Source organism: Pseudomonas sp. P20, assembly GCF_016463925.1.
Taxonomy (GTDB): Bacteria; Pseudomonadota; Gammaproteobacteria; order Pseudomonadales; family Pseudomonadaceae; genus Pseudomonas; species Pseudomonas aeruginosa.
The window spans coordinates 42,308-63,165 of sequence record NZ_JAEMVM010000036.1; the positions used below are offsets into that span (position 1 = coordinate 42,308).

Consider the following 20,858-nt stretch of genomic DNA (forward strand, 5'->3'; position numbering starts at 1 on the left):
GATCAAAATGGATTGATTGCTCCCGCCGTAAACGTCCGTTTCTGGCTGTTTGCTGCCTGTGGCGGACGGATCTTTGGGTCGGATTGCGACGGTCATCCCTCGACCGCCGCAGTTGCTCGTCAGACCTCAGTCTGCTCCGCCATCTCCAATGCGTCATCGACCTCAATCCCTAGGTATCGGACCGTGCTCTCAAGCTTCGTATGGCCGAGCAGGAGTTGCACTGCTCTTAGGTTCTTTGTTCTGCGATAGATCAGTGATGCCTTCGTACGTCTCATCGTGTGGGTGCCATACATGGCTGGATCAAGGCCAATCGCTTTTACCCAAGCTTTGACGATTCGGGCGTATTGCCGGGTAGAGAGATGTTCTGAATCATGTAGCCGGCTTGGAAAAAGGCAATCCTCGCTCTGGAGATGGGCTTGATGTATCCAAGCTTCCAGAGCCACCCGCGTTTGCTCTGTAATCTCGAACTGCACTGGACGCTGGGTTTTCTGCTGCATCACGATCGCTCGCGAAGATACGTGTTCCCCATGGGCAACATCGCGGACGCGAAGCGTGGTCAAATCGCAGGCTCGTAGCTTGCTGTCGATGGCCAGATCGAAAAGAGCCAAATCCCGGGTTTCTTCCGCGATTTGGAGCCTTACCCGTATGGCCCAGATATCTTTGAGCCGGAGCGGGGCTTTCTGCCCGACCAGTTTTCCTTTGTTCCATGGTTGATGGTTGTATGTCGCAATAGTGTTCATGGTTTGTCCTCCATGTGGGAAGGACAAGGATGGCCAACCAGAGCCAAGGACGCTTACCGACACAAAGGAGACTTTGATTGACCTAGGGCGCCTCTCTAGGCACTATTCTTCGGTATATGAACTGCTAAATTTTGAACATGAATAGGGGGTGAAGGATGGAGGATGAGGCATTTAGTATCTGGACGCCGCACCAGGCGTTCTACATTCAGTCGATGCTCTTCAATACAGCCTCTGCCTTCCAGTCGTGCAACATTGCAGAAAAGATCATCCAGAAGATCTCAGATGGGGAGATTGATCCGCAAGAGAAGAAGGACATACTACTGGACTGCTTGCAGAACGTCGTCAACCAGTCTGGAGCTATATCGCGATACTTCTTCCCGTCGCGTGATGGTGTGAAAGGAACGGACAAGAAGACCATTCACAGGGATCGCGGACAGTATCTATCAAAGGTCTTTGGTGTAAAGGACGACAGCCCCCTGATGAATAGGGCGTTAAGAAATTCGATTGAACACTTTGACGAGCGGCTTGATCTTTATCTTCAAGACGGGATAGTCGGATACATCTTTCCTAGCCTCATTCTTCCTGAGCCTGAAGACTCGGATGTGCCTCATCACATTTTCAGGGCTTACTACTTGAAGGAAGGCATTTTTCAAGTGCTAGGTGAACGATACGAGATCCAGCCAATTGTTGATGAGATGGCCAGGATTCATGATCTCTTAGTCAAGTTTGACGGCAATGGCGGTGTCTTCCGCTCGTAAAAAGGGAGTAAACCTCCTTTTTATTGTGCTGACGCATAGATTTTGTCTAAGACGAAGTTCGCCACCTTGGCGATCTCTGGAGCCTCTGACGAATGTCCATTTTGGGCCGTTTTCTGACAGTCCAAATTGGTGAAATCAATACCAAGAGAGACGCCATACGCAGCTACCTTCCACCCAACTCTTCACCCATTCCTCCCCAACCTATACCCACTGACCGCCTCGTAAACCGCCTTCCGCAACCGGTTGATCCCGCCGATCGGCCGATGCTCCGGCAGTGCGTGCCAGGGGTTGAACGAGAGGTTGTCACAGAACAGGTTCTGTTCCCGGCTATCGAAATCCTGAGCTGGCACAATGATGTCGGCTATGGTAGCGAAGGGCGCGTCCGACTCCTTCCATTCGACGCTGGTGTCTTCGATGGGCATGTACTTGGCCGGGTCCTGGCGCTGCACCTGGAAGGCGTAGCAGGCGGGGGTGCGGTCGATGGAGAGTTGCTGGTACAGGGCGGCGCGGAGGAAGTTGGGCAGGTCCTGGTTCTGCTTCGGTAGCTGGTAGGCCGGGCACTTCTCCGGGGCGGGGACGACGCGGAACTTGATGTTGTGTTCGCCCAGCTTGTACGGCGAGATGCCGTTGTAGCCGGCGTGCAGCGGGCTGTCCGGGGCGGGGGCGAGGGTGCGCAGGGCGATCAGCAGGTGGCGTAGTTCCCAGCTGGCGGGGTTCCAGTTGGGGAAGAAGGCCAGGGCTTTCTTGCCGTCGGCCTGGGCGGCGAAGTTCTGCCGGTATTCGGCGATGTCGCGGATGAAGAACACCGGCTGGTTGAACATGACGAAGTCCTGCTCGCCGTCATGGCCGCGGCCGGGCAGGAGTTTTTCGCCGGGCACGTCGAGCAGCTTGATGGCCATGCCGCGCGCGTCGTTCTTGCTGTCGAACTGCGGGTAGGCGTTGCCGTTGGAGAAGCGCACCCAGGCGTTCCAGCTCTTGCCCGCTTCGGCGAACACGCCGCGACGCAGGGTCGGGTCGAGGTCGGCGCGTACCTTGAATTCGGCCTTCACGCAGCCGTGGGCCTTGGCGTGGGCATCGCGCAGGACGCGGGTGTTGTCGCGGTGCTGTTCGACCACGCGGATGGCGTCCTGGATGATCGCCTGGGTGATGCGGGCTTCGTCCGGGGCGATCTGCTCTTCCGCGGACACCGGGCCGGAGAATTTCCAGGCGTAGTAGAGGCTGCCGATGGCCCAGCCGCCGAGGCCGACGGCCAGCAGCAGGAGGAGCAGGCGGCCGAGCCATTTGCCGAGGAACAGCCAGGCGTGGGTGAGGAGTGCGCGCATGGAGTGGGTGTCCTTGGTGGTGTGCGTTGGCTGTGGGCTTTTATTCTTCTTGGGCGGGGAGTGCGCCACGATTGCTTCTCCCCGTCCTCTGGCTAGGCGTCCCCCCTGAAGGGAGAGGGGCTGCTCGGGGTGGAGAGGGGCGGCGGCGCCATGCCTCGCGCTTCTCCATTTCCCAGGTTCAGCGTTGCGCGGTCCGTTGCTCCGGCGCCGGGCATTTCGGGCCGGGCGTCCAGGGTGGGGTCTGGGCCGGGACCAGGCGGCGCTCGAATTCGGGGTTGCCGAGCACCTTCAGGTATTCCACCAGCGCCCAGCGTTCTTCCGGGCTGAGGGCGCGGCCGATCACGCCGTTCTGCCGGCAGCCGTCGCGGAATTCGTGGCCGCTGTTGCGGTTGCCGGTGAGGCGGGTGTCGAGGAGGAAGCCGCCGGGGAATTTCTCGGTGCGGAATCCAACGAATTTCGGATCGAATTCGAAGGTGCCGACGTAGAACTGCGGCGAGCGTTCGGCGGCCGGGGAGAGCAGTTGGAACAGGTTGGGCACCGAGCCGTTGTGCAGGAACGGCGGGGTCGCCCAGACGCCGTCCAGCGGGCGTGCCTTGTAGGCGCGCAGTTCCTGTACGCCGATCGGCAGGTCGAAGCCGTTCATGGTCTTTTGCTGTTCCGGCGGGATGCCGGCGTCCCGGTAGGCGCGCTGCTCGACGAAGGCGGTGATGTAGGCCAGGCCCTTGGCCGAGGACAGTTGCGAGAGGTCGAGTTGCTGCGGATCGGCGCCGATCAGCTGGACGTTCATCCGCGCCAGTTCGTCGACGCTCCAGCCGAGCTTGCGCAGGTCGTAGCGGTGGTCGGCGATGTTGTCGGCGGTGGTCGGATCGGTGCCGATCACCTCGGTCGGCACCATGTGCATGCGCCACTCGGGATTGCGTCCGGGGGCGGCGTATTCCGCCGGTTGCACCTTGGGTGCATGGCAGAAGGCGCAGTTGGCTTCGAACAGGGCGCGGCCCTGGGAGGCGCGTTGCAAGTCGATGCGGCCGAAGAGGTCTTCCGGCCAGGTCGGCGGTTTCAGTTGTTGCAGGGTTTCTTCCAGGGCGTGCAGGTCGTGCAGGCGTACGCTGGAGGCGTAGCGCTGCTCGCCCCGCAGCGGCTGGCCGTGCTCGTCGAAGATCTGCAGGCGCGCGCCGACGCCGAGGGCCTCGCCGATATTGCGCGCCATCGGCTGCATGGCCGAGCCGTTCCATTGCACCCAGTCGAATTTCCAGATGTCCCAGACCTGCGGATAGCTCACCGGGGCGTTGGCGACGCGGTAGTTGCCCGGGTCGATGGCATCGCCGAAGACGCTGTTGGCGATGCGCCCGAAGGCGTCGGTGCGGCCGGGGCCTTCCTCGGTGGGGTAGAGGTGGCGGCGGGTGTCGTTCCAGGCGGTGCGCAGGAGGGTGTCGAGCACGGCCTTGAAGTCGGCGCGCAGTTGCGACTTGTCCTGTTCGTAGCGTTCGCCGAGGACTTTCCTGGCGAAGCGGTTGAACTTGAACGGGTTGTAGTAGGTGGCGGCCATGCTCGCGCCGAGCGCCTGGCCGAAGGCGCCGCCGCGCAGGGTCGGCACGGTGGCGGCGATGGAGTGCATGGCGGCGCCGCCGTCGATGCGCAGCGACTTGCCCTGGTAGCGCAGTTCGCCGGTGTGGCAGGCGGCGCAGGTGATGTCCAGGTAGCGGGTGCCGGTCTTCTCGTCGCGGTGCTGGCTGAAGCCCACCGGCAGGTTGCCGGGGTTGAGGTCGCTGGCCTTCTGCTGCGGATCGACGAGGAAGCCGAAGCGGGCGAGGTATTCGGGGGCGGCGAAGGGTTCTTCGGAGAAGGGCAGTTCGAGGGCGGTGAACCAGTCGTAGTGCAGGCCCTTCACCAGGGTGCCCTGGGGCGTGTAGTAGAAGCGCTGGCGGGCCTCGTCCTGCCATTGCGGCAGGTAGCGTACCTCGCTCGGCGCCTGGTAGTGGGGCAGGTTGGGATTGGCGACGTAGTAGACCACCACCCCGACGACCGCCAGCACGATCACGCCGACAACCAGCAGAGCCTTTTTCACGGTGCGCATCAGGAACGTCCTTGTAGGCCTTTTTTGGGCACCGTTATGCCAAGGCGTTGGCATATTGGCAAGCTGCTATCAGCTTTTTTGACAAGGTTTTCTTGACAGCGAACGGGTGAAACGTTTGCGCAGGCCTCGCCTGGCGATGTTGACGACGAAAGCTCGGTATTTCACCGGAGAAAGGCGGGACGCCGGAGCGTCTTGGAACGGCAGGGCGAGGCGCCAGCGGCCTGCCGGTCAGAGACCGGAGAAGGCCAGCCAGGCGATGATTGCGGCGTAGAGCATCCAGGTGGGATCGGTACGGCGGTCGAGCAGGGCTTTCATTTCTTCGCCTCCGCGCTCCAGAAGCCCTGGGCGTTGCGGAAGGGCTGGCGGGCCAGTTGTTCCAGGCGGGTGATGCCGTCGGCGCGCATGGCATTGATCAGGGCCGAGAAGGATTTGGCGGAGTAGCTCATGGTGTCGTCTCCAGTTCCGTTCTGGTTATTCGGGGATCTGGCGACTATGTAAACATCGGCGTTGGCGAATGAAAAATGGATAGTCTCACTAGCCACTATCGATGGAATTGATTGATAGGCGAGAACATCTCCCCGCCGCAGGGCGGGGCGATGCGGATCATTCCGGGTTGAACAGGATCACCGCCGCGCGCAGCTTGCTGCGGCCGAAGCGGCTCATCTTGTCGAACTCGGCGTGGCTTACCGGGATGTGCTGGCAATCCAGCGGCTGGCGGTGCTGGCTGTGGTCGACGTCGGGATCGTGGAGGTAGACGAAGTCCTCGTCGTAGTGGGTGACCAGCACCCAGTGCGGGGCCTTGGAGCGGGTCAGGCGGTAGCTGCTGATCAGCACCAGCGGCTGGCCGCCCCTGGCCAGCTGGCGTGGGATGTCGAGCCTGGCCGAGCGCTTCTGCTCGACGCCCGAGGCGTCCAGTTCCTCGCAGAAGTCCTCGTGGACCAGGCGCATCACCGCCTTCTTGTCTTCGTTGCGTACGCCGTCGAGGAACAGCGGGCCGCCGGCGGACAGTACCAGCTTGACCCGGAAGCCGCGCCGCCAGGCGGCCAGCGCCAGGCCCTGGGGGCTACAGCCGCCGTGCCCGGCGGTCATGTAGATGGTGGTCGCCTCGCGCCACAGGCGCAGTTCCTCGCGGCGGGTCAACTGGCGTTCCGGTTGCAGCGCGCCCATGGCCATCAGCAGGCAGGCCGGGCCGCAGGTGAAATCGGTGGTCTGCCGGTAGAAGGGCACGTGGCGGCGCTGGTCGTGGCCGGGGTTGCGGATGCGTTTCTCGAAGCGCAGCGCTTCGCTGTGGTCCTCGTAGTAGTCGCGCACGGTGGCGAAGGGACGGTAGCCGTTGCGCTCGTAGAGGGCGATGGCGCCACGGTTGTCCGGGCGCACTTCCAGGCGCATGTAGGCGCGGTCGTTGTCCCGCGCGGCCTGCTCGGCGGCTTCCAGCAGCTTCTGGCCGAGGCCGATGCCGCGGGCGCGCGGGTCGATGGCGATGGAGTAGAGGCGGGCCAGCGAGGTGCCTTCGTGGAACAGCACCAGGGCGTAGCCGAGCACGCCGCCGTCGCCCTCGGCTACCGTCAGGCTGGCGTGGGCGCGGGTGAGCATCCACTGGAAGTTGCGGCGGGACAGGCGATCGTAGTCGAAGCAGCGGTTTTCCAGCTCGACCAGGGCGGACAGGTCGTCCACACCGGCCGGGCGGAGGGTCAGGTTCATAGCGGTCTCCACGGCCGCGGGCGGGAACTTCCGCGCGGGCGTGCTGTAATGGGTGCTGTACGCTTCGGTTTGCTGGCAGGCGCCATAGAGCGGTTTCGCAAGGGATTCCCGCCGAGTATTGGCCGGGATGCGTGCGCCGGCAAGCCGGTTCCGAATGCGCCGTGGTTTCGCTGTCCCCCGGGAGGTGTCGTGAGCAAGCTGTTCATCATCGTGGAACGCAAGGAAGACTGGACGTCCTATTACCCCAGCGAGGATGTGGTCACCGCCCAGGAATACCTGGAACTGCCCATCGACGACGACACTGGCAAGCGGGTCCAGGTGATCAACCTGTGCCGGCACTACAAGTACCTGCGCCATGGCTACTACTGCTCGCTGCTCGCCGAGGCGCGCGGGCACAAGGTGATCCCCTCGGTGCGGACGATCAGCGAGCTGGCCAGGAAGTCGCTGTACAGCCTGGTCCTGGAAGATCTGGATCGCACCCTGGACAAGGCCCTGGCCGCGCACCCCTACGGCAGCACCGATGGTTTCACCCTGACCCTGTATTTCGGCCGTACCGATATCGAGCCGCTGCAGGACCTGGCGCGACAGTTGTTCGAGGCGTTTCCCTGCCCGTTGCTGCTGGTGGAGTTCAAGCGCAACCGCACCTGGCACATCGAGGGCATCAAGCCCGGCGCCATCCACAAGCTGCGCGAGGACCAGGAAGACCTCTTCGCCAATGCCCTGGACAGCTTCAGCCGGCAGATCTGGCGCAAGCCGCGTTCGCGCAAGCCGTTCCGCTATGACCTGGCGATCCTCCACGACCCCGGCGAGGCGTTCCCGCCCTCCGACGCCAAGGCGCTGAAGAACTTCGTGCGGGTCGGCCGCAGCCTCGGCATCGACGTCGACCTGATCGAGCGCAAGGACTATTCGCGGATCGCCGAGTACGACGCGCTGTTCATCCGCGAGACCACCAATGTCGCCGACCACACCTACCGTTTCGCCAAGAAGGCCGAGAGCGAAGGGTTGGTGGTGATGGACGACCCGGTGTCGATCCTGCGCTGCACCAACAAGGTGTACCTGGCCGATCTGCTGCGCAGCCACAAGCTGGGCATGCCGGCCACCGAGATTCTCTACAAGGAGAACCCGCAGGAACTGGAGAAGGTCGGCGAGCGCCTGGGCTTCCCGCTGGTGCTGAAGATTCCCGACGGCAGCTTCTCGCGCGGGGTGATCAAGGTGGAGGACCAGGAGCAGTTGCTGGCGGCCAGCGCCGAGCTGTTCGAGCGCTCGGTGCTGATCCTTGCCCAGGAGTTCTTCTATACCGAGTACGACTGGCGTATCGGCGTGCTCAACCGCAAGCCGATCTTCGCCTGCCAGTACTTTATGTCCAAGGGCCACTGGCAGATCTACGACCACAGCCCGGACGCCGAGGAGGTCAGCGGCGATTTCCGCACCATGCCCGTGCACGAGGCGCCGCGCAAGGTGGTGGAGCTGGCGGTGAAGACCGCCAACCTGATCGGCGACGGCCTCTACGGGGTGGACCTGAAGCAGGCCGGCGACAAGGTGGTGGTGATCGAGGTGAACGACAACCCGAACATCGACTGCGGGGTGGAAGATGTCTACCTCGGCGACGACCTCTACAAGCTGGTCCTGGAGGAGTTCGTCCGGCGCCTGGAAGTCAAGCGTCGCGGCTACGACTGATAAGACGATTTCGGCATTGGCGATATAAACAAAGATTCACTTTCGCGCGTCAAAAAATTGCTAGATTTTCCTTTCAGAGCGCCAACATGCCGTTTTTATGACGGTTCAAAGAATTGGCGCCGCAAAGGAGCACACATGCCAGATGCATCGAACCTCCGCCGTCTGCTGGTGGTGGACCCGTGCGACGATTGCCGGCGCCTGTTGCCGGGACTTCGCGAGGCGGGTTGGGCAGTGGACAGCTGCGCGCTGGAAACGGCGCGCGAACGCGCCTGCGACGTCGGCCTGCTGCGCCTGCGGCCGTTCCACCTGGAGCGGCCGGAGACGGTGAAGGACCTGATCAGCCGCAGCGGCACCGAGTGGATCGCCGTGCTCAGCCCGGACACCCTGCCGGTGAATGGCGTCGGCGATTTCGTCTGCGAATGGTTCTTCGACTTCCATACCTTGCCGTTCGACATGGCGCGGGTGCAGGTGACCCTCGGCCGCGCCTTTGGCATGGCCCGCCTGCGCGGGCGCGGCACGGTGCCCGGCGATGCCGAGGGCGAGCACGAACTGCTCGGCGAGAGCCTGGCCGTACGCGACCTGCGCCGGCTGCTGGCGAAGCTGGCGCCGACCGACTCGCCGGTACTGATCCGGGGCGAGAGCGGCACCGGCAAGGAACTGGTCGCGCGTACCCTGCACCGGCAGTCGCGGCGCGCGGACAGGCCGTTCGTCGCGATCAACTGCGGGGCGATTCCCGAGCACCTGATCCAGTCCGAGCTGTTCGGCCACGAGAAGGGCGCCTTCACCGGCGCGCACCAGCGCAAGGTCGGGCGGATCGAGGCGGCCGACGGCGGCACCCTGTTCCTCGACGAGATCGGCGACCTGCCGCTGGAGTTGCAGGCCAACCTGTTGCGCTTTCTCCAGGAACAGCAGATCGAGCGGGTCGGCGGTAGCCGGCCGGTCGAGGTGGACGTGCGGGTGCTGGCGGCGACCCATGTCGACCTGGAGGCGGCGATCGATGCCGGGACGTTCCGCGAGGACCTCTACTACCGGCTCAACGTCCTGCAGGTCGGCACCGCGCCGTTGCGCGAACGGAGCGAGGACCTGCCGCTGCTGGCCCAGCATTTCTCCCGGCTCTACAGCCTGGAGACCGGCCGCCGCCCGCGCCGCTTCAGCGAGGACGCGCTGGCGGCGATGGCGATGCACGCTTGGCCGGGCAATGTCCGCGAACTGGCCAACCGGGTACGTCGCGGGTTGGTCCTGGCAGAGGGAAAGCAGATCGAGGCCCAGGACCTCGGCCTGGAATGCGCGCGCGGCGACGGCCCGCCGTTGTCCAGCCTGGAGGTCTACAAGCTCTGCGCCGAGCGCCAGGCGATGTGTGATGCGCTGGCCCGTTACGGCGACAACCTCAGCGTGGCCGCGCGGATGCTCGGGGTGTCGCGGCCGACCTTCTACCGCCTGTTGCACAAGCACCGGTTGCGCTGAGTGGGCGGCGGGAGATCTGCCGGCCAGGCAAAATATCCTGCGTTTCCCAGCCGTAGCGAACTAGAATCCAACCGATCCCGACCGGTTCGCGACAGTTGCTCGTGGCGATTGACAGAATCTGTCAGATCGACGCATATTCACCTAACGCAAACGTTTGCGTCTGGATAATCTCCTGGAAAAGCCTCAATACAACGATAAGAAAAGCTGGAGGATACACCATGAAGCGGGTCGCTTCCCGGCGCCTGTTGGTTGCCGTTGTGCTGACTGCCTGTTCCTCGTTCCTGCCCCTGTCCGCCGTCCACGCGGAAACTCCCGAGAAGCCCAGGATCGCGCTGGTGATGAAGTCGCTGGCGAACGAGTTCTTCCTGACCATGGAGGACGGCGCCAAGGCCTACCAGAAGGAGCATGCCGACCGGTTCGAACTGGTTTCCAACGGCATCAAGGACGAGACCGATACCTCCAGCCAGATCCGCATCGTCGAGCAGATGATCGTGTCCGGGGTCGACGCACTGGTGATCGCGCCGGCCGATTCCAAGGCGCTGGTGCCGGTGGTGAAGAAAGCGCTGGATGCCGGCATCGTGGTGGTCAACATCGACAACCGCTTCGACCCGCAGGTGCTGCAGGCGAAGAAGATCGGCGTGCCCTTCGTCGGGCCCGACAACCGCAAGGGTGCGCGGCTGGTCGGCGAGTACCTGGCGAAGCGACTGAAGGCCGGCGACGAGGTCGGCATCATCGAAGGGGTCTCCACGACCACCAATGCCCAGCAGCGCACCGCCGGCTTCAGGGATGCGATGGACGCGGCGGGGATGAAGATCGTCTCCTTGCAGTCGGGCAACTGGGAAATCGAGAAGGGCAACGCGGTGGCTTCGGCGATGCTCAACGAGCATCCGGACCTCAAGGCGCTGCTCGCCGGCAACGACAGCATGGCCCTCGGCGCGGTATCGGCGGTGCGCGCGGCGGGCCGCGCCGGGCAGGTGAAGGTGGTCGGCTACGACAATATCCAGGCGATCAAGCCGATGCTCAAGGATGGCCGGGTGCTGGCCACTGCCGACCAGTTCGCCGCGAAGCAGGCGGTGTTCGGTATCCAGACCGCGCTCAAGCTGCTCGCCGGGCAAACCCCGGAACATGAGAAGGACGGCGTGGTCGAGACGCCTGTCGAGTTGGTGACCGCGCCCTGAGCCGTCCGATGGAGCCTTCCCATGTCTAGCGACGCATTGCCGCTGCTGAGCATCCGCGGGGTCGGCAAGACCTACGCGCAGCCGGTGCTGGCGGAGATCGACCTGCAATTGTTCGGCGGCGAGGTGCTGGCCCTGACCGGCGAGAACGGTGCCGGCAAGAGCACCTTGTCGAAGATCGTCGGCGGCCTGGAACGTCCCGGCGCCGGCAGCCTGGAGCTCCTCGGCCGGCCTTACGCCCCCGCTAGCCGCCGCGAGGCCGAGGCGCTGGGCGTGCGCATGGTGATGCAGGAACTGAACCTGCTGCCGACCCTGTCGGTGGCGGAGAACCTGTTCCTCCACGACCTGCCCCGGCGCGCCGGCTGGATCGACCGTCGGCGCCTGCGCGCGGCGGCCCGCGAGGCGATGGCCCAGGTCGGCCTGGAGGCGATCGATCCCGACACGCTGGTCGGCGACCTCGGCATCGGCCACCAGCAGATGGTCGAGATCGCCCGCAACCTGATCGGCGACTGCCGCTTGCTGATCCTCGACGAACCCACGGCGATGCTTACCGCGCGCGAGGTGGACATGCTCTTCGAGCAGGTCGAGCGGCTGCGCGAACGCGGCGTGGCGATCGTCTACATCTCCCATCGACTGGAGGAACTGGCGCGGATTTCGCAGCGCATCGCGGTGTTGCGCGATGGCCACCTGGTCTGCGTCGAGCCGATCGAGCGCTACGACGCCGACCAACTGGTGACCCTGATGGTCGGCCGCGAGCTGGGCGAGCGCTTCGACCTGGGTACACGGCAGATCGGCGCGCCGTTGCTGCGGGTGGAGCGGTTGAGCCGGCGCGGCAAGGTGCATGAGGTGTCGTTCGAGGTGCGCGCGGGGGAGATCTTCGGCATTTCCGGACTGATCGGCTCCGGGCGCACCGAATTGTTGCGCCTGATCTACGGCGCCGACCGCGCCGACGGTGGGCAGGTCCTGCTCGGCGATCCGCCGCAGCGCCTGAGCCTGCGTTCGCCGGCCGACTCGGTGCGCCAGGGGGTGGCGCTGATCACCGAGGACCGCAAGGGCGAGGGCCTGCTGCTGGACCAGTCGATCAGCGCCAACCTCGCCCTGGGCAACCTGCCGGCGCTGGCGCGCCACGGGGTGATCGACCGGCGCCGCGAGGAAGCCCTGGCGCGGCGCCAGGTGGAGGCGCTGCGGGTGCGCTGCGCGGACACCGCGCAGGCGGTGGGCGAACTGTCCGGCGGCAACCAGCAGAAGGTGGTGATCGGCCGCTGGCTGGAACGCGACTGCCAGGTGCTGCTGTTCGACGAGCCGACCCGGGGCATCGACGTCGGCGCCAAGTTCGACATCTATGCCTTGCTCGCCGAACTGACCCGCCGGGGCAAGGCGCTGGTGGTGGTGTCCAGCGACCTGCGCGAGCTGATGCTGATCTGCGATCGCATCGGCGTGCTCTCGGCGGGACGTATGGTGAACACCTTCGAGCGCGACGCCTGGACCCAGGACGCGCTGCTGGCGGCGGCCTTCGCCGGTTACAAGAAACGCGACGCGCTGCTGGCGACGTCGTGAACACGCAACGCAAGGAACCAGAAATGAGCGACCCGACGTCTTCCGCTACCGCCGCCGCAGCGCCAACCCTGCGACGCGGCAACTATTTCGGCCTGGGCACCTACCTCGGCCTGGCCGGCGCGCTGCTGGCGATGATCGCGCTGTTCTCGGCGCTGAGCAGCCACTTCCTCAGCTATGGCACCTTCCTCGCCATCGCCAACCAGATCCCCGACCTGGTGGTGCTGGCGGTGGGCATGACCTTCATTCTGATCGTCGGCGGCATCGATCTCTCGGTAGGCTCGGTGCTGGCCCTGGCGGCCTCGGCGGTAAGCCTGGCGACGCTCGGCTGGGGCTGGGGCGTGCTGCCGGCGGCGATGCTCGGGATGGCCTGCGCGACCCTGGCCGGCTGCGTCACCGGTTCGATCACGGTGGCCTGGCGGATTCCCTCGTTCATCGTGTCCCTCGGGGTGCTGGAGATGGCCCGTGGGCTGGCCTACCAGATGACCGACTCGCGCACGGCCTATATCGGCGACGCCTATGCCTGGCTGTCCAATCCGCTGGCGTTCGGCATCTCGCCGGCCTTCGTGATCGCCCTGCTGGTGATGTTCGCCGCCCAGGCGGTGCTCACCCGCACGGTGTTCGGCCGCTACCTGATCGGCATCGGCACCAACGAAGAAGCGGTGCGATTGGCCGGTGTGAACCCGAAACCCTATAAGATTGCAGTATTCGCCCTGATGGGGCTGCTCGCCGGGTTGGCCGCGCTGTTCCAGATCTCGCGTCTGGAAGCGGCCGATCCCAACGCCGGGGTCGGCCTGGAACTCCAGGTCATCGCCGCGGTGGTGATCGGCGGCACCAGCCTGATGGGCGGGCGAGGTTCGGTGGTCAGCACCTTCTTCGGCGTGCTGATCATTTCCGTATTGGCGGCGGGGCTGGCGCAGATCGGTGCGTCGGAGCCGACCAAACGAATCATTACCGGGGCGGTGATCGTGGTAGCGGTGGTGCTGGATACCTATCGCAGCCATCGCGCCCGCAGACAGGGCTGAACGATGGCGACAATGAAGGACGTGGCGGCGATGGCGGGGGTTTCCTTCACCACCGTATCGCATGTGGTGAACAGGACGCGGCCGGTCAGCGACGCGGTGCGCAAGAAGGTCGAGGACGCCATCGCGCAGCTGCACTACGTGCCCAGCGCGGTGGCGCGCTCGCTGAAGGTGCGCACCACCTCGATCATCGGCCTGCTGGTGCCGAACAGTACCAACCCGTATTTCGCCGAGCTGTCGCGCGGCATCGAGGATTGCTGCGAGCGCAACGGCTACTGCGTGATCCTCTGCAACTCCGACGACAACCCGCAGAAGCAGGCCAACTACCTGCGCGTGCTCCAGGAGAAACGCATCGACGGCCTGGTCCTGGCGTCCGCCGGCGGCGACGGCGCGCTGGCCAAGGGACTGGCGAACATGCGCACGCCGACCGTGATCGTCGACCGCGAGGTGGAAGGCGTGGAAGCCGACCGGGTGCAGATCGACCATGAGATGGGCGCCTACCTGGCGACCCGCCACCTGCTCGAACTGGGCCATCGCGACATCGCCTGCATCGGCGGGCCGCTGTCGACCAAGGTCTCGACGCTGCGGGTCGAGGGCTACCGGCGGGCGATGGCCAAGGCCGGCCTGGAGGTGCGCCCGCAGTGGCTGCTGGAAAGCGAGTTCAGCAGCCCCGGCGGCTACCACGCGGCGCTCGGCCTGCTGGGCGGCGAGGGCGAGCGACCGACGGCGATCGTCGCCGGCAACGACATGATCGGCATCGGCGTGCTGCGCGCCGCGGCCGAGCTGAATATCAGGGTGCCGCACGAACTGTCGGTGATCGGCTTCGACGATATCGAGCTGAGCCGCTTCGTGTTTCCCGCCTTGACCACCGTGGGCCAGTCGATCCGCCTGCTTGGCGAGATCGCTGCGCAATTGCTGCTGCAACGCATCGCCGAGCGCGAGGAGCCGATGCAGCGGCGGGTGGTGGCGCCGGCGCTGGTCCTGCGCGAATCCACCGCGCCGCCGCTGGTGCGGGTCTGAACCGGGCGCCGGGGGCGCCCTCGCTAGAGAGAGGCTGGAACAAGGACGCAACGATGCAAGCGAAAGTACTGGTGGTGGGCAGCCTGAACATGGACCTGGTGGTGCGCGCGCCGCGCCTGCCACGGGGCGGCGAGACCCTCGCCGGGCAGTCCTTCATCACCGTTCCCGGCGGCAAGGGAGCCAACCAGGCGGTCGCCGCGGCGCGTCTCGGCGCGGAGGTGGCGATGATCGGCTGCCTTGGCGACGATGCCTACGGCGACCAGTTGTACCGTGCGCTACAGGCCGAGGGCATCGACTGCCAGGGCGTCGAGCGGGTGGCCGGGGAGTCCAGCGGAGTGGCGCTGATCGTGGTCGACGACAGCAGCCAGAACGCCATCGTCATCGTCGCCGGCGGCAACGGCCACCTGTCGCCGGCCGTGCTGGCGCGCCACGAGCACTTGCTGGAGCAGGCGCAGGTGGTGGTCTGCCAGCTGGAAAGCCCGCTGGAGACGGTTGGCCATGTGCTGCGCCGGGCCCATGCGCTGGGCAAGACGGTGATCCTCAACCCGGCGCCGGCCACCCGCGACGTGCCGGCGGAGTGGCTGCCGCTGGTGGACTACCTGGTCCCCAACGAGACCGAAAGCGAACTGCTCTGCCGCCTGCCGGTGGACTCCCTGGAGAGCGCCGGGCGTGCCGCCGAGCGCCTGCGCGAAATGGGCGCCGGCAGGGTGATCGTCACCCTCGGCGCACAGGGCGCCCTGCTGGTGGGCGAGGGGCGGGTCGAGCATTTCCCGGTGGCGCGGGTCAAGGCGCTGGATACCACGGCGGCCGGGGACACCTTCGTCGGCGGCTTCGCCGCGGCCCTTGCGCGCGGCCTCGACGAGGCGGCGGCGATCCGTTTCGGCCAGGCCGCCGCGGCGATCTCGGTGACCCGCCTCGGCGCGCAGACCTCGATCCCCTCGCGCGAGGAAGTCGAGCGGGCGCTCGCTGGCGAGGCTTGAGAGGGACGGTGCCGTTGCTACCGGCGGATAACGCCTGCGCAGCTAGGCGAGGATCGCTCCCAGGCTCACGCATCCCTTCGAGGGGTAGGGCATGCCCAGGCTCGAACGGTGGCCCCTCAGAAGTAGTAGGGGAATTTCACGCCGAAGGTAAAGTCCGGCGCGTCCGGAGTGATGCCGATGGACAGGCTGGGCACGATGCTGAACCTGTTGCTCACCGCATAGGTCATGCCCAGGCCGAAGTAGCCGGCGTTGGCGTCGCTGCCGCTGACGGTCTGCCAGCTCTGGCCGTCCTGCTTGACCTTGCTCTTCTGGCTGATCAGCTCTGAGAAGGAGAACGACATGCTCATCTTCTCGTTCAGCGCGAAGGCCACGCCGACGCCGAGTTGGAACCAGTTGCCGAGCTTGACCTTGCCGCCGGTCTTCACGCCTTGCTGCGGGTTGATGTCGTCGAACGACTCTTCGAAGTTGTAGGTATACGACAGGCTGCCGAACAGCACCGCCGGGTCCACCGTCTTCACCAGCGAGATGCCCGGGGTGATCGACCAGACGCCGTTGCCGGTGGGCAGGTCGTCGGGCACGTTGAGGTTGTTGTTGCCCGGTACCTGCTTCAGCTTGATGCCGTAGGGATCCTTGCCGGTGGGCGCCTTGACCCGCAGGCTGACCACCGCGTCCGGGGTGCTCTCGCTTTCGTCGAGGAACTTGTAGGCGACGCCGAAGCTGACGTCGCCCAGGCGTGGGTCGCCGGTCACCGATTTCTCGGTGATCTGCGAGGTCGAGCCGCCGGCGCCGGCGGACTGGTAGGTCGATTCGCGATAGACCACCGGGGCGTTGATATCCACCTGCCAGCGCTGGTTCCAGTTGTAGCGGCCGGTCAGGTCGAGGGTCCAGATGTCGGCATCGATCTGGTCCACGCCGATGTTGCCGAGGAAGATCGAGTCCAGCGCCAGGAAGCCGTTGAGGAACAACTGGCGGGTGTCGTAGTGGCTGTAGGTGAGGCCGGTCTCCAGGCTGAAGGTGCCGCCGCCGAAGAAGCCGCTGGCGTCCTGGTAGATGTTTTCCACGCTGGGCGCGGGCGCGCCATCGTCCTTGAGGCTGGCGCCGTAGGTGCCGGCGACCGCGTTGGCGTCGTTGCGCGCCTGCGCCGGCGGCTGGATCGACTTGACCAGGCGTTGCGGCTGCGGCGCCTGGGGTTGCGCCTCGACCTGGCGCACGCGCTGTTCGAGGACCATCAGGGCGTTCTGCTGGGCCTCGTAGCGTTGGCGCAGCTCCAGGAGTTCCTTCTTCAGCGCCTCGACCTCGGACTCCGTCGCGGCCTGCGCCAGGAACGGGGAAACCAGGGTGGTGGCGCAGAGGACAGCTCGCAGCGAGAGTGTCTGGGTCATGTTTGCCGTTCCGTTTTTATGGCCTTCCGATAGCACAGTGATTTCAGACTAGATCAACTTTCAGTAGCCGCTGGGGCGCAGCGCGCGCAATTGCTCCCAGGCGCAATTCAGTGCCGGATCGGCGCCCGGCCGGTCCTTGAGCATCACCTCGAGCGCCGCCAGGTTCTGCACCAGGTTGCGGTTTCCGCTGAGCGCCACGCTCTGCACCAGGCCGCCGGCGCCGAGGCTTTGCAGGCTGGCGCCCTGGCCGCTGGCCTGGATCGCCAGTTGCAGGGCGCCGCCGTTCGGCGTGACCTTGACCGTGCCGGCCTCGCCGCTGAGGGCCAGCGCACCTTCCAGCGGCGTGCCGCCCGGCAGTGGCGGCGGCGCCTCGCCGTGGCGGACCTCGATGCTGACGCCATTGCTGGCGCTGTTGTGGTCGCCGGCGGTGCGGATGCTCTGGCTGACCCCCTGGGTCTGCGCCAGTCCGGCGCCGCCGAGGACCTGGCCGTTGCCGGCGACGGGTGGCGGGGCGTCGCCTGGCCGATCGACCAGGGTGACGTTGAGGACCGGGCGCGCCAGGTTCTGCCGCACCTGCAGGTCGACGCGTGCGCCGAGGACCTGGCCGCTGGCGTTCTGCCAGGTGCTGCTCATGGTCACCCCGAAGCTGACGATCCGCCCCGGCAGCACGTAGCGCCCGCGCAACTGGGAAAGCTCCTGGTCGCTCAGTTCGGCGGGGGCGAAGAGGTCGCTGGCGGGGGCGGGCAGCGCAGCGCCCAGGCAGCAGGCGAGGACGAAGCAGTGGTGCGTGTACATGGCGTGCTCCCGGAGCATCCGGCTCCTGCGATCAGAAGAAATCGCTCTGGATGAAGCCGAATTCCATCAGTTCGGCGTCCCTGACCGGTTTGAAGCGGTCCAGGCGATTGCGCGCGGTCAGCGGCTCGGGCGGCGTCAGCAGCGGATTGCCGCGGTCGTATCCCTGGCCGATCACGGCGAAGACGATGCCGTTCCAGCCCTTGGCGAACTCTGTCAGCGCGTAGCGTTTGTGCCCCAGCGCCGGGTCACCCACGTACACGTACTCGCCCTGGGTGCGTTGCAGGACGACGAAGTGCTTGTAGCCGCGGATTTCCATCAGCACGATGGCGGGTATCTTCAGTTGTTCCAGTTGCGCCGCCTCGATCCGGTAGCCGCGCGCGCGCATGCCCATGGATTCGACGTAGCGCTTCATGTCGAGCATGGAGAAGCCCTGGGTGCGGACGATCTCCGGGTCGGCGTGGGCGAGCATGCCCTGGATCACCGCCTGCTCGTCGAGCGGGGCGCCGTAGGCCTTCTCCAGGATGGTCGCGAGGGCCGCGGCGCCGCAGCTGAAATCGGTCTTCTGCTCGACCAGGTCGGCGAAGCGCCGCTCGCGGATGCTCTGCACCTGCTTGTAGACCAGGCCGCCGCCGGGCAGGGCGGGAAAGCCGAGGGTCGCCGCCTGGGCGGTGAGGTCGACGAGCAGCAGCAGGGAAAGGATGAGCGTGCGCATGGCCGGTTCCTGTGTCGGGTGGAAAAGGGTTCCGGCTGGCGCCGGAACCTCTGGGCCAGGATCAGAAGCCAAGGCTCTCGCCACCGGCCGGGCAGCTGCTGCAACCGGCGGCGATGGACAGGGAGTTGCTCTGCTGGTTGCCGCCACCGGCGGCGATGTTCACCCCGACGTTGCCCGAGACGTTCTGCAACGAGTTGCTCAGGCTGGCGTTGTTGGTGACCGGGGTCTTGAAGCCGACGATCGCCGGGATGAAGCCGGACACCGTACCTTTCAGGTCGACGTCGCCCTTTTCCTTGAAGGCGAACGCGCCGCCGTCGTGGTTCAGGTCCTTGGCGCCCTGGGCCTGGCTGTCCACGTCGATGTGGCCGGTATTGCTGCCGCCCGGATGGGTCTGGCCCTCCCAGGTGTCGAGGTAGACGTCGCCGATCTGGTCGGAGGTGCCCTTGTAGCTGCCGTCGGCGTTCAGCTTCAGCGACACGTAGGTGCCGCCATAGGCGTAGTTGGCGCTGTTGACGGTGGTGTTGCCGGTGGAGGTCTGCGATGCGGCGCTACCGGCAGTGCTGTACTGACCGTTGGAGACGGCGGCGGCCAGGTCGTTCTTCTGCTGGTTGAAGTTGCCGGCGGCGACGTTGACGCCCAGGTTGCCCGAGACGTTGTTGGCCGAGTTGCTCAGCGATGCGGTGTTGGGGTTGGAGTAGTTGTTCAGCGTATTGCCGTAGCCGCTCTGCAGCACGCTGGTGCTGGCGGTCGCGGTGCCGAACACGAAGCTGGCGTCGGCGCTGGCCAGCGCGGCGGCGTTGGCCTGCTGGTTGTTGTCGCCGGCGGCGACGTTGACCCCGACGTTGCCCGAGGCATCCTTGATCGAGCCGCTCACCGAGGCATTGTTCAGCGTGCCGAAGTTGCTGACCTTGTTGTTGTAGTTCTGCTGCGTATCCACCACCAGGGCCGTGGCTCCGCCCTTGTTGTTCGACTGCGGGTTGGGTTTCGGCGGGTGCCAGCCACCTTCGTTTCCGGCGTAGGCCGATACCGACAGCACTGCAGCCATTGCCAGGGCCAGCGGGGTCAGGACCATAGTCGCTTTCATGGCGTTTCTCCTTGCATTTCTGTGCTTAGTGTTGGGCTTGTGTTGGCTTGGCAGAGTCATTCCATGACCCTGACGCTGAGGGTGTTCATCGACTGATTGCCCACCCCAGCGCTCTGGTTCACCTGCACCACGCCGCTGCTCCCGGCGAAGGCGCGATCGTCCGTCGAGACGCTGCGTCCTCCCGGGACCGGAGTGGCCGAACCGGAGACTTTGGTCAGCGCCACGCTTTGCGCGAGAACGCTGTCATCCAGGCTTTCCGGGCCGTTGCTGACGCTCAGCCGGAAGGCGTTGATCTGTTGGTTGCCGAGGCCGGCGCCCTGGTTGACGCCGAGGATGCCGCTGCCGCGCAGCGCCGCCCCCGAGATGCTGGCGCTGGCCGCGATCGGCTGGCTGGCGTCGAGTTGCAGATGCTGGCGCTGGTCGCTGCCGACGAGGGCCGCGGAGCCGACCGCGACGACACGAACGTTGCTCTGTTGCTGGGCGTCGCCGGCGGCCTGGTTGAGGGCGAAGTTGCCGCGGTAGGTGCCGCTGGCATCGATGCTGGCGCGATTGCGTGAGGCCAGCGGGTCGGCCTGGAGCGACGCGATACAGGCGAAGGCGAGGAGGAGGGCGGACAGGCGCTTCATTGACCACCCCCGAGCATCTGCAGCGGCGCCAGGCCCTGCTTGAGGCTGCCGTTGATCTGCCCGGCGAGGCCGGCGCCGGCGCCGCCTCCCGCGCCGTGGGTGGTGCCGAGGTTGCCGACGGCCTGGACCGTCGCCGGGTTCGCCGGCTGGTTGGCGAAACCCGGCAGGGCGCCACCGGGGAGAATCATGCTGCGAATCCCGGAACCGCTGGTCACGATGGCGAAGTCGGCATCGCCCAGTTCGCGGCTCACGGTATTGCCGCTGGCCGCCCCGTTGGCGAGGGCGTTGACCTCGGCGGAGACGTTGGTGTCGACGACGGTGGGATGTGGGTCGGGCACCATGCTCGGACGGTAGGCGACCCGTGGCTGGACCTGGCGCTGGACGACGATCGTACCGTCCGCCGCATGCGCGGGGAGGCTCACCGGCACGGAGCCGACGATGACCAGCAGCGCTGGAACGACGATGCGTAGCGAACTCCCCGACATGATGGCGCTTCCTTCGTTGGCGCTGAGCCCTAATCAGCGTTGGCAGGGAGCGAGCATGGGGCGTGCCGGTTTTGCGTTTTCCTTGTCCATCAAGGGCTTGGAGGTGAGCGCCGGGGGAACCTGGCGGACAGTGTTGCATCCGTGCAACAGCAGGCCCGCCAACCAGGGGGCGAAGCCTGCCGGGGACGCGCCTGGAGCTGTTTCAGCGCCGAGACAGCTTTCCGCGGCGCCGTCGCGAAACGCTCTGCGCCAAGGCCCGGACCGCGCTGGCGGTGTATCGGCGGCGT

General features: G+C 65.8%; 19 protein-coding genes. 8 read left to right on the forward strand and 11 right to left on the reverse strand.

Features of this window, described 5'->3' with window-relative positions:
* Window positions 1–119: 119 nt before the first annotated feature.
* Window positions 120–740 (reverse strand): tyrosine-type recombinase/integrase, encoded by a 621-nt coding sequence (locus tag JHD77_RS29460; RefSeq protein ID WP_003111265.1) that lies wholly within the window; start codon window positions 738–740, stop codon window positions 120–122.
* Window positions 741–895: 155 nt separating this feature from the next.
* Here JHD77_RS29460 and JHD77_RS29465 point away from each other — a divergent pair, with 155 nt between their 5' ends.
* Window positions 896–1,498 (forward strand): hypothetical protein, encoded by a 603-nt coding sequence (locus JHD77_RS29465; protein ID WP_003111266.1) that lies wholly within the window; start codon window positions 896–898, stop codon window positions 1,496–1,498.
* A 182-nt stretch (window positions 1,499–1,680) separates the two neighbouring features.
* Here the strand turns inward: JHD77_RS29465 and JHD77_RS29470 are convergent, their stop codons facing one another.
* The 4 genes from JHD77_RS29470 to JHD77_RS29480 all read right to left on the reverse strand — a co-directional run bounded on the left by JHD77_RS29470 (window position 1,681) and on the right by JHD77_RS29480 (window position 6,595).
* The gene (locus JHD77_RS29470) at window positions 1,681–2,820 is read right to left on the reverse strand and encodes a catalase family protein (RefSeq protein ID WP_003088286.1); all 1,140 of its coding nucleotides are present in this window, start codon (window positions 2,818–2,820) and stop codon (window positions 1,681–1,683) included.
* Between the two features lie 178 nt (window positions 2,821–2,998).
* The gene (locus JHD77_RS29475; RefSeq protein WP_003088288.1) at window positions 2,999–4,894 is read right to left on the reverse strand and encodes a di-heme-cytochrome C peroxidase; all 1,896 of its coding nucleotides are present in this window, start codon (window positions 4,892–4,894) and stop codon (window positions 2,999–3,001) included.
* 311 nt (window positions 4,895–5,205) lie between these two features.
* Window positions 5,206–5,340 carry a hypothetical protein gene (locus tag JHD77_RS32690; RefSeq protein WP_003088290.1) on the reverse strand — a complete coding sequence of 45 codons (135 nt, stop codon included), beginning with the start codon at window positions 5,338–5,340 and terminating at the stop codon, window positions 5,206–5,208.
* 157 nt (window positions 5,341–5,497) lie between these two features.
* Entirely contained in the window at window positions 5,498–6,595 is a 1,098-nt protein-coding gene (locus JHD77_RS29480; RefSeq protein ID WP_003113487.1) for a GNAT family N-acetyltransferase/peptidase C39 family protein, read from the reverse strand.
* Window positions 6,596–6,784: 189 nt separating this feature from the next.
* Here JHD77_RS29480 and JHD77_RS29485 point away from each other — a divergent pair, with 189 nt between their 5' ends.
* The 7 genes from JHD77_RS29485 (at window position 6,785) to rbsK (ending at window position 15,487) form a co-directional block, all read left to right on the forward strand.
* Entirely contained in the window at window positions 6,785–8,272 is a 1,488-nt protein-coding gene (locus tag JHD77_RS29485; protein WP_003088294.1) for a RimK family protein, read from the forward strand.
* Window positions 8,273–8,407: 135 nt separating this feature from the next.
* The gene (locus JHD77_RS29490; RefSeq protein WP_003102344.1) at window positions 8,408–9,736 is read left to right on the forward strand and encodes a sigma-54 dependent transcriptional regulator; all 1,329 of its coding nucleotides are present in this window, start codon (window positions 8,408–8,410) and stop codon (window positions 9,734–9,736) included.
* Window positions 9,737–9,954: 218 nt separating this feature from the next.
* A complete protein-coding gene (locus JHD77_RS29495; RefSeq protein WP_191519455.1) occupies window positions 9,955–10,914 on the forward strand; it encodes a sugar ABC transporter substrate-binding protein in 960 nt (319 codons plus the stop codon).
* 21 nt (window positions 10,915–10,935) lie between these two features.
* Window positions 10,936–12,468, forward strand: coding sequence for a sugar ABC transporter ATP-binding protein (locus tag JHD77_RS29500; protein ID WP_023911130.1), 1,533 nt, complete (start codon window positions 10,936–10,938; stop codon window positions 12,466–12,468).
* A 23-nt stretch (window positions 12,469–12,491) separates the two neighbouring features.
* On the forward strand, window positions 12,492–13,490 hold the full coding sequence (locus tag JHD77_RS29505; protein ID WP_003088303.1) for an ABC transporter permease: 999 nt from the start codon (window positions 12,492–12,494) through the stop codon (window positions 13,488–13,490).
* Between the two features lie 3 nt (window positions 13,491–13,493).
* Complete coding sequence (locus tag JHD77_RS29510) at window positions 13,494–14,507, forward strand: LacI family DNA-binding transcriptional regulator (RefSeq protein WP_003119158.1); 1,014 nt, start codon at window positions 13,494–13,496, stop codon at window positions 14,505–14,507.
* Between the two features lie 53 nt (window positions 14,508–14,560).
* Entirely contained in the window at window positions 14,561–15,487 is a 927-nt protein-coding gene (gene rbsK / locus JHD77_RS29515) for a ribokinase (RefSeq protein ID WP_003450278.1), read from the forward strand.
* A 116-nt stretch (window positions 15,488–15,603) separates the two neighbouring features.
* Here rbsK and JHD77_RS29520 read toward each other — a convergent pair whose 3' ends face one another.
* From JHD77_RS29520 to JHD77_RS29545, 6 genes are all read right to left on the reverse strand, one after another.
* The gene (locus tag JHD77_RS29520) at window positions 15,604–16,869 is read right to left on the reverse strand and encodes a transporter (protein WP_003088309.1); all 1,266 of its coding nucleotides are present in this window, start codon (window positions 16,867–16,869) and stop codon (window positions 15,604–15,606) included.
* A gap of 60 nt (window positions 16,870–16,929) precedes the next feature.
* Window positions 16,930–17,682, reverse strand: coding sequence for a hypothetical protein (locus tag JHD77_RS29525; protein ID WP_003121981.1), 753 nt, complete (start codon window positions 17,680–17,682; stop codon window positions 16,930–16,932).
* Between the two features lie 13 nt (window positions 17,683–17,695).
* Window positions 17,696–18,376 carry a C39 family peptidase gene (locus tag JHD77_RS29530; protein ID WP_003117395.1) on the reverse strand — a complete coding sequence of 227 codons (681 nt, stop codon included), beginning with the start codon at window positions 18,374–18,376 and terminating at the stop codon, window positions 17,696–17,698.
* A gap of 61 nt (window positions 18,377–18,437) precedes the next feature.
* On the reverse strand, window positions 18,438–19,460 hold the full coding sequence (locus JHD77_RS29535) for a hypothetical protein (protein WP_003113480.1): 1,023 nt from the start codon (window positions 19,458–19,460) through the stop codon (window positions 18,438–18,440).
* A gap of 56 nt (window positions 19,461–19,516) precedes the next feature.
* Window positions 19,517–20,086, reverse strand: coding sequence for a hypothetical protein (locus JHD77_RS29540; protein ID WP_003111321.1), 570 nt, complete (start codon window positions 20,084–20,086; stop codon window positions 19,517–19,519).
* A complete protein-coding gene (locus JHD77_RS29545; RefSeq protein WP_004363659.1) occupies window positions 20,083–20,571 on the reverse strand; it encodes a hypothetical protein in 489 nt (162 codons plus the stop codon). The genes JHD77_RS29540 and JHD77_RS29545 overlap by 4 nt, the downstream gene beginning before the upstream one ends.
* Window positions 20,572–20,858: the final 287 nt, after the last annotated feature.

What these genes read in the sequence shown, in the direction of transcription:
- JHD77_RS29530 (WP_003117395.1), bottom strand. Translation starts at nt 18,376, where the DNA reads ATGCGCACGCTCATCCTTTCCCTGCTGCTGCTCGTCGACCTCACCGCC.
- JHD77_RS29480 (WP_003113487.1), bottom strand. Translation starts at nt 6,595, where the DNA reads ATGAACCTGACCCTCCGCCCGGCCGGTGTGGACGACCTGTCCGCCCTG.
- JHD77_RS29540 (WP_003111321.1), bottom strand. Translation starts at nt 20,086, where the DNA reads ATGAAGCGCCTGTCCGCCCTCCTCCTCGCCTTCGCCTGTATCGCGTCG.
- JHD77_RS29470 (WP_003088286.1), bottom strand. Translation starts at nt 2,820, where the DNA reads ATGCGCGCACTCCTCACCCACGCCTGGCTGTTCCTCGGCAAATGGCTC.
- JHD77_RS29490 (WP_003102344.1), top strand. Translation starts at nt 8,408, where the DNA reads ATGCCAGATGCATCGAACCTCCGCCGTCTGCTGGTGGTGGACCCGTGC.
- JHD77_RS29495 (WP_191519455.1), top strand. Translation starts at nt 9,955, where the DNA reads ATGAAGCGGGTCGCTTCCCGGCGCCTGTTGGTTGCCGTTGTGCTGACT.
- rbsK (WP_003450278.1), top strand. Translation starts at nt 14,561, where the DNA reads ATGCAAGCGAAAGTACTGGTGGTGGGCAGCCTGAACATGGACCTGGTG.
- JHD77_RS29520 (WP_003088309.1), bottom strand. Translation starts at nt 16,869, where the DNA reads ATGACCCAGACACTCTCGCTGCGAGCTGTCCTCTGCGCCACCACCCTG.
- JHD77_RS29535 (WP_003113480.1), bottom strand. Translation starts at nt 19,460, where the DNA reads ATGAAAGCGACTATGGTCCTGACCCCGCTGGCCCTGGCAATGGCTGCA.
- JHD77_RS29510 (WP_003119158.1), top strand. Translation starts at nt 13,494, where the DNA reads ATGGCGACAATGAAGGACGTGGCGGCGATGGCGGGGGTTTCCTTCACC.
- JHD77_RS29505 (WP_003088303.1), top strand. Translation starts at nt 12,492, where the DNA reads ATGAGCGACCCGACGTCTTCCGCTACCGCCGCCGCAGCGCCAACCCTG.
- JHD77_RS29475 (WP_003088288.1), bottom strand. Translation starts at nt 4,894, where the DNA reads ATGCGCACCGTGAAAAAGGCTCTGCTGGTTGTCGGCGTGATCGTGCTG.
- JHD77_RS29460 (WP_003111265.1), bottom strand. Translation starts at nt 740, where the DNA reads ATGAACACTATTGCGACATACAACCATCAACCATGGAACAAAGGAAAA.
- JHD77_RS29500 (WP_023911130.1), top strand. Translation starts at nt 10,936, where the DNA reads ATGTCTAGCGACGCATTGCCGCTGCTGAGCATCCGCGGGGTCGGCAAG.
- JHD77_RS29465 (WP_003111266.1), top strand. Translation starts at nt 896, where the DNA reads ATGGAGGATGAGGCATTTAGTATCTGGACGCCGCACCAGGCGTTCTAC.
- JHD77_RS29525 (WP_003121981.1), bottom strand. Translation starts at nt 17,682, where the DNA reads ATGCTCCGGGAGCACGCCATGTACACGCACCACTGCTTCGTCCTCGCC.
- JHD77_RS32690 (WP_003088290.1), bottom strand. Translation starts at nt 5,340, where the DNA reads ATGAGCTACTCCGCCAAATCCTTCTCGGCCCTGATCAATGCCATGCGC.
- JHD77_RS29545 (WP_004363659.1), bottom strand. Translation starts at nt 20,571, where the DNA reads ATGTCGGGGAGTTCGCTACGCATCGTCGTTCCAGCGCTGCTGGTCATC.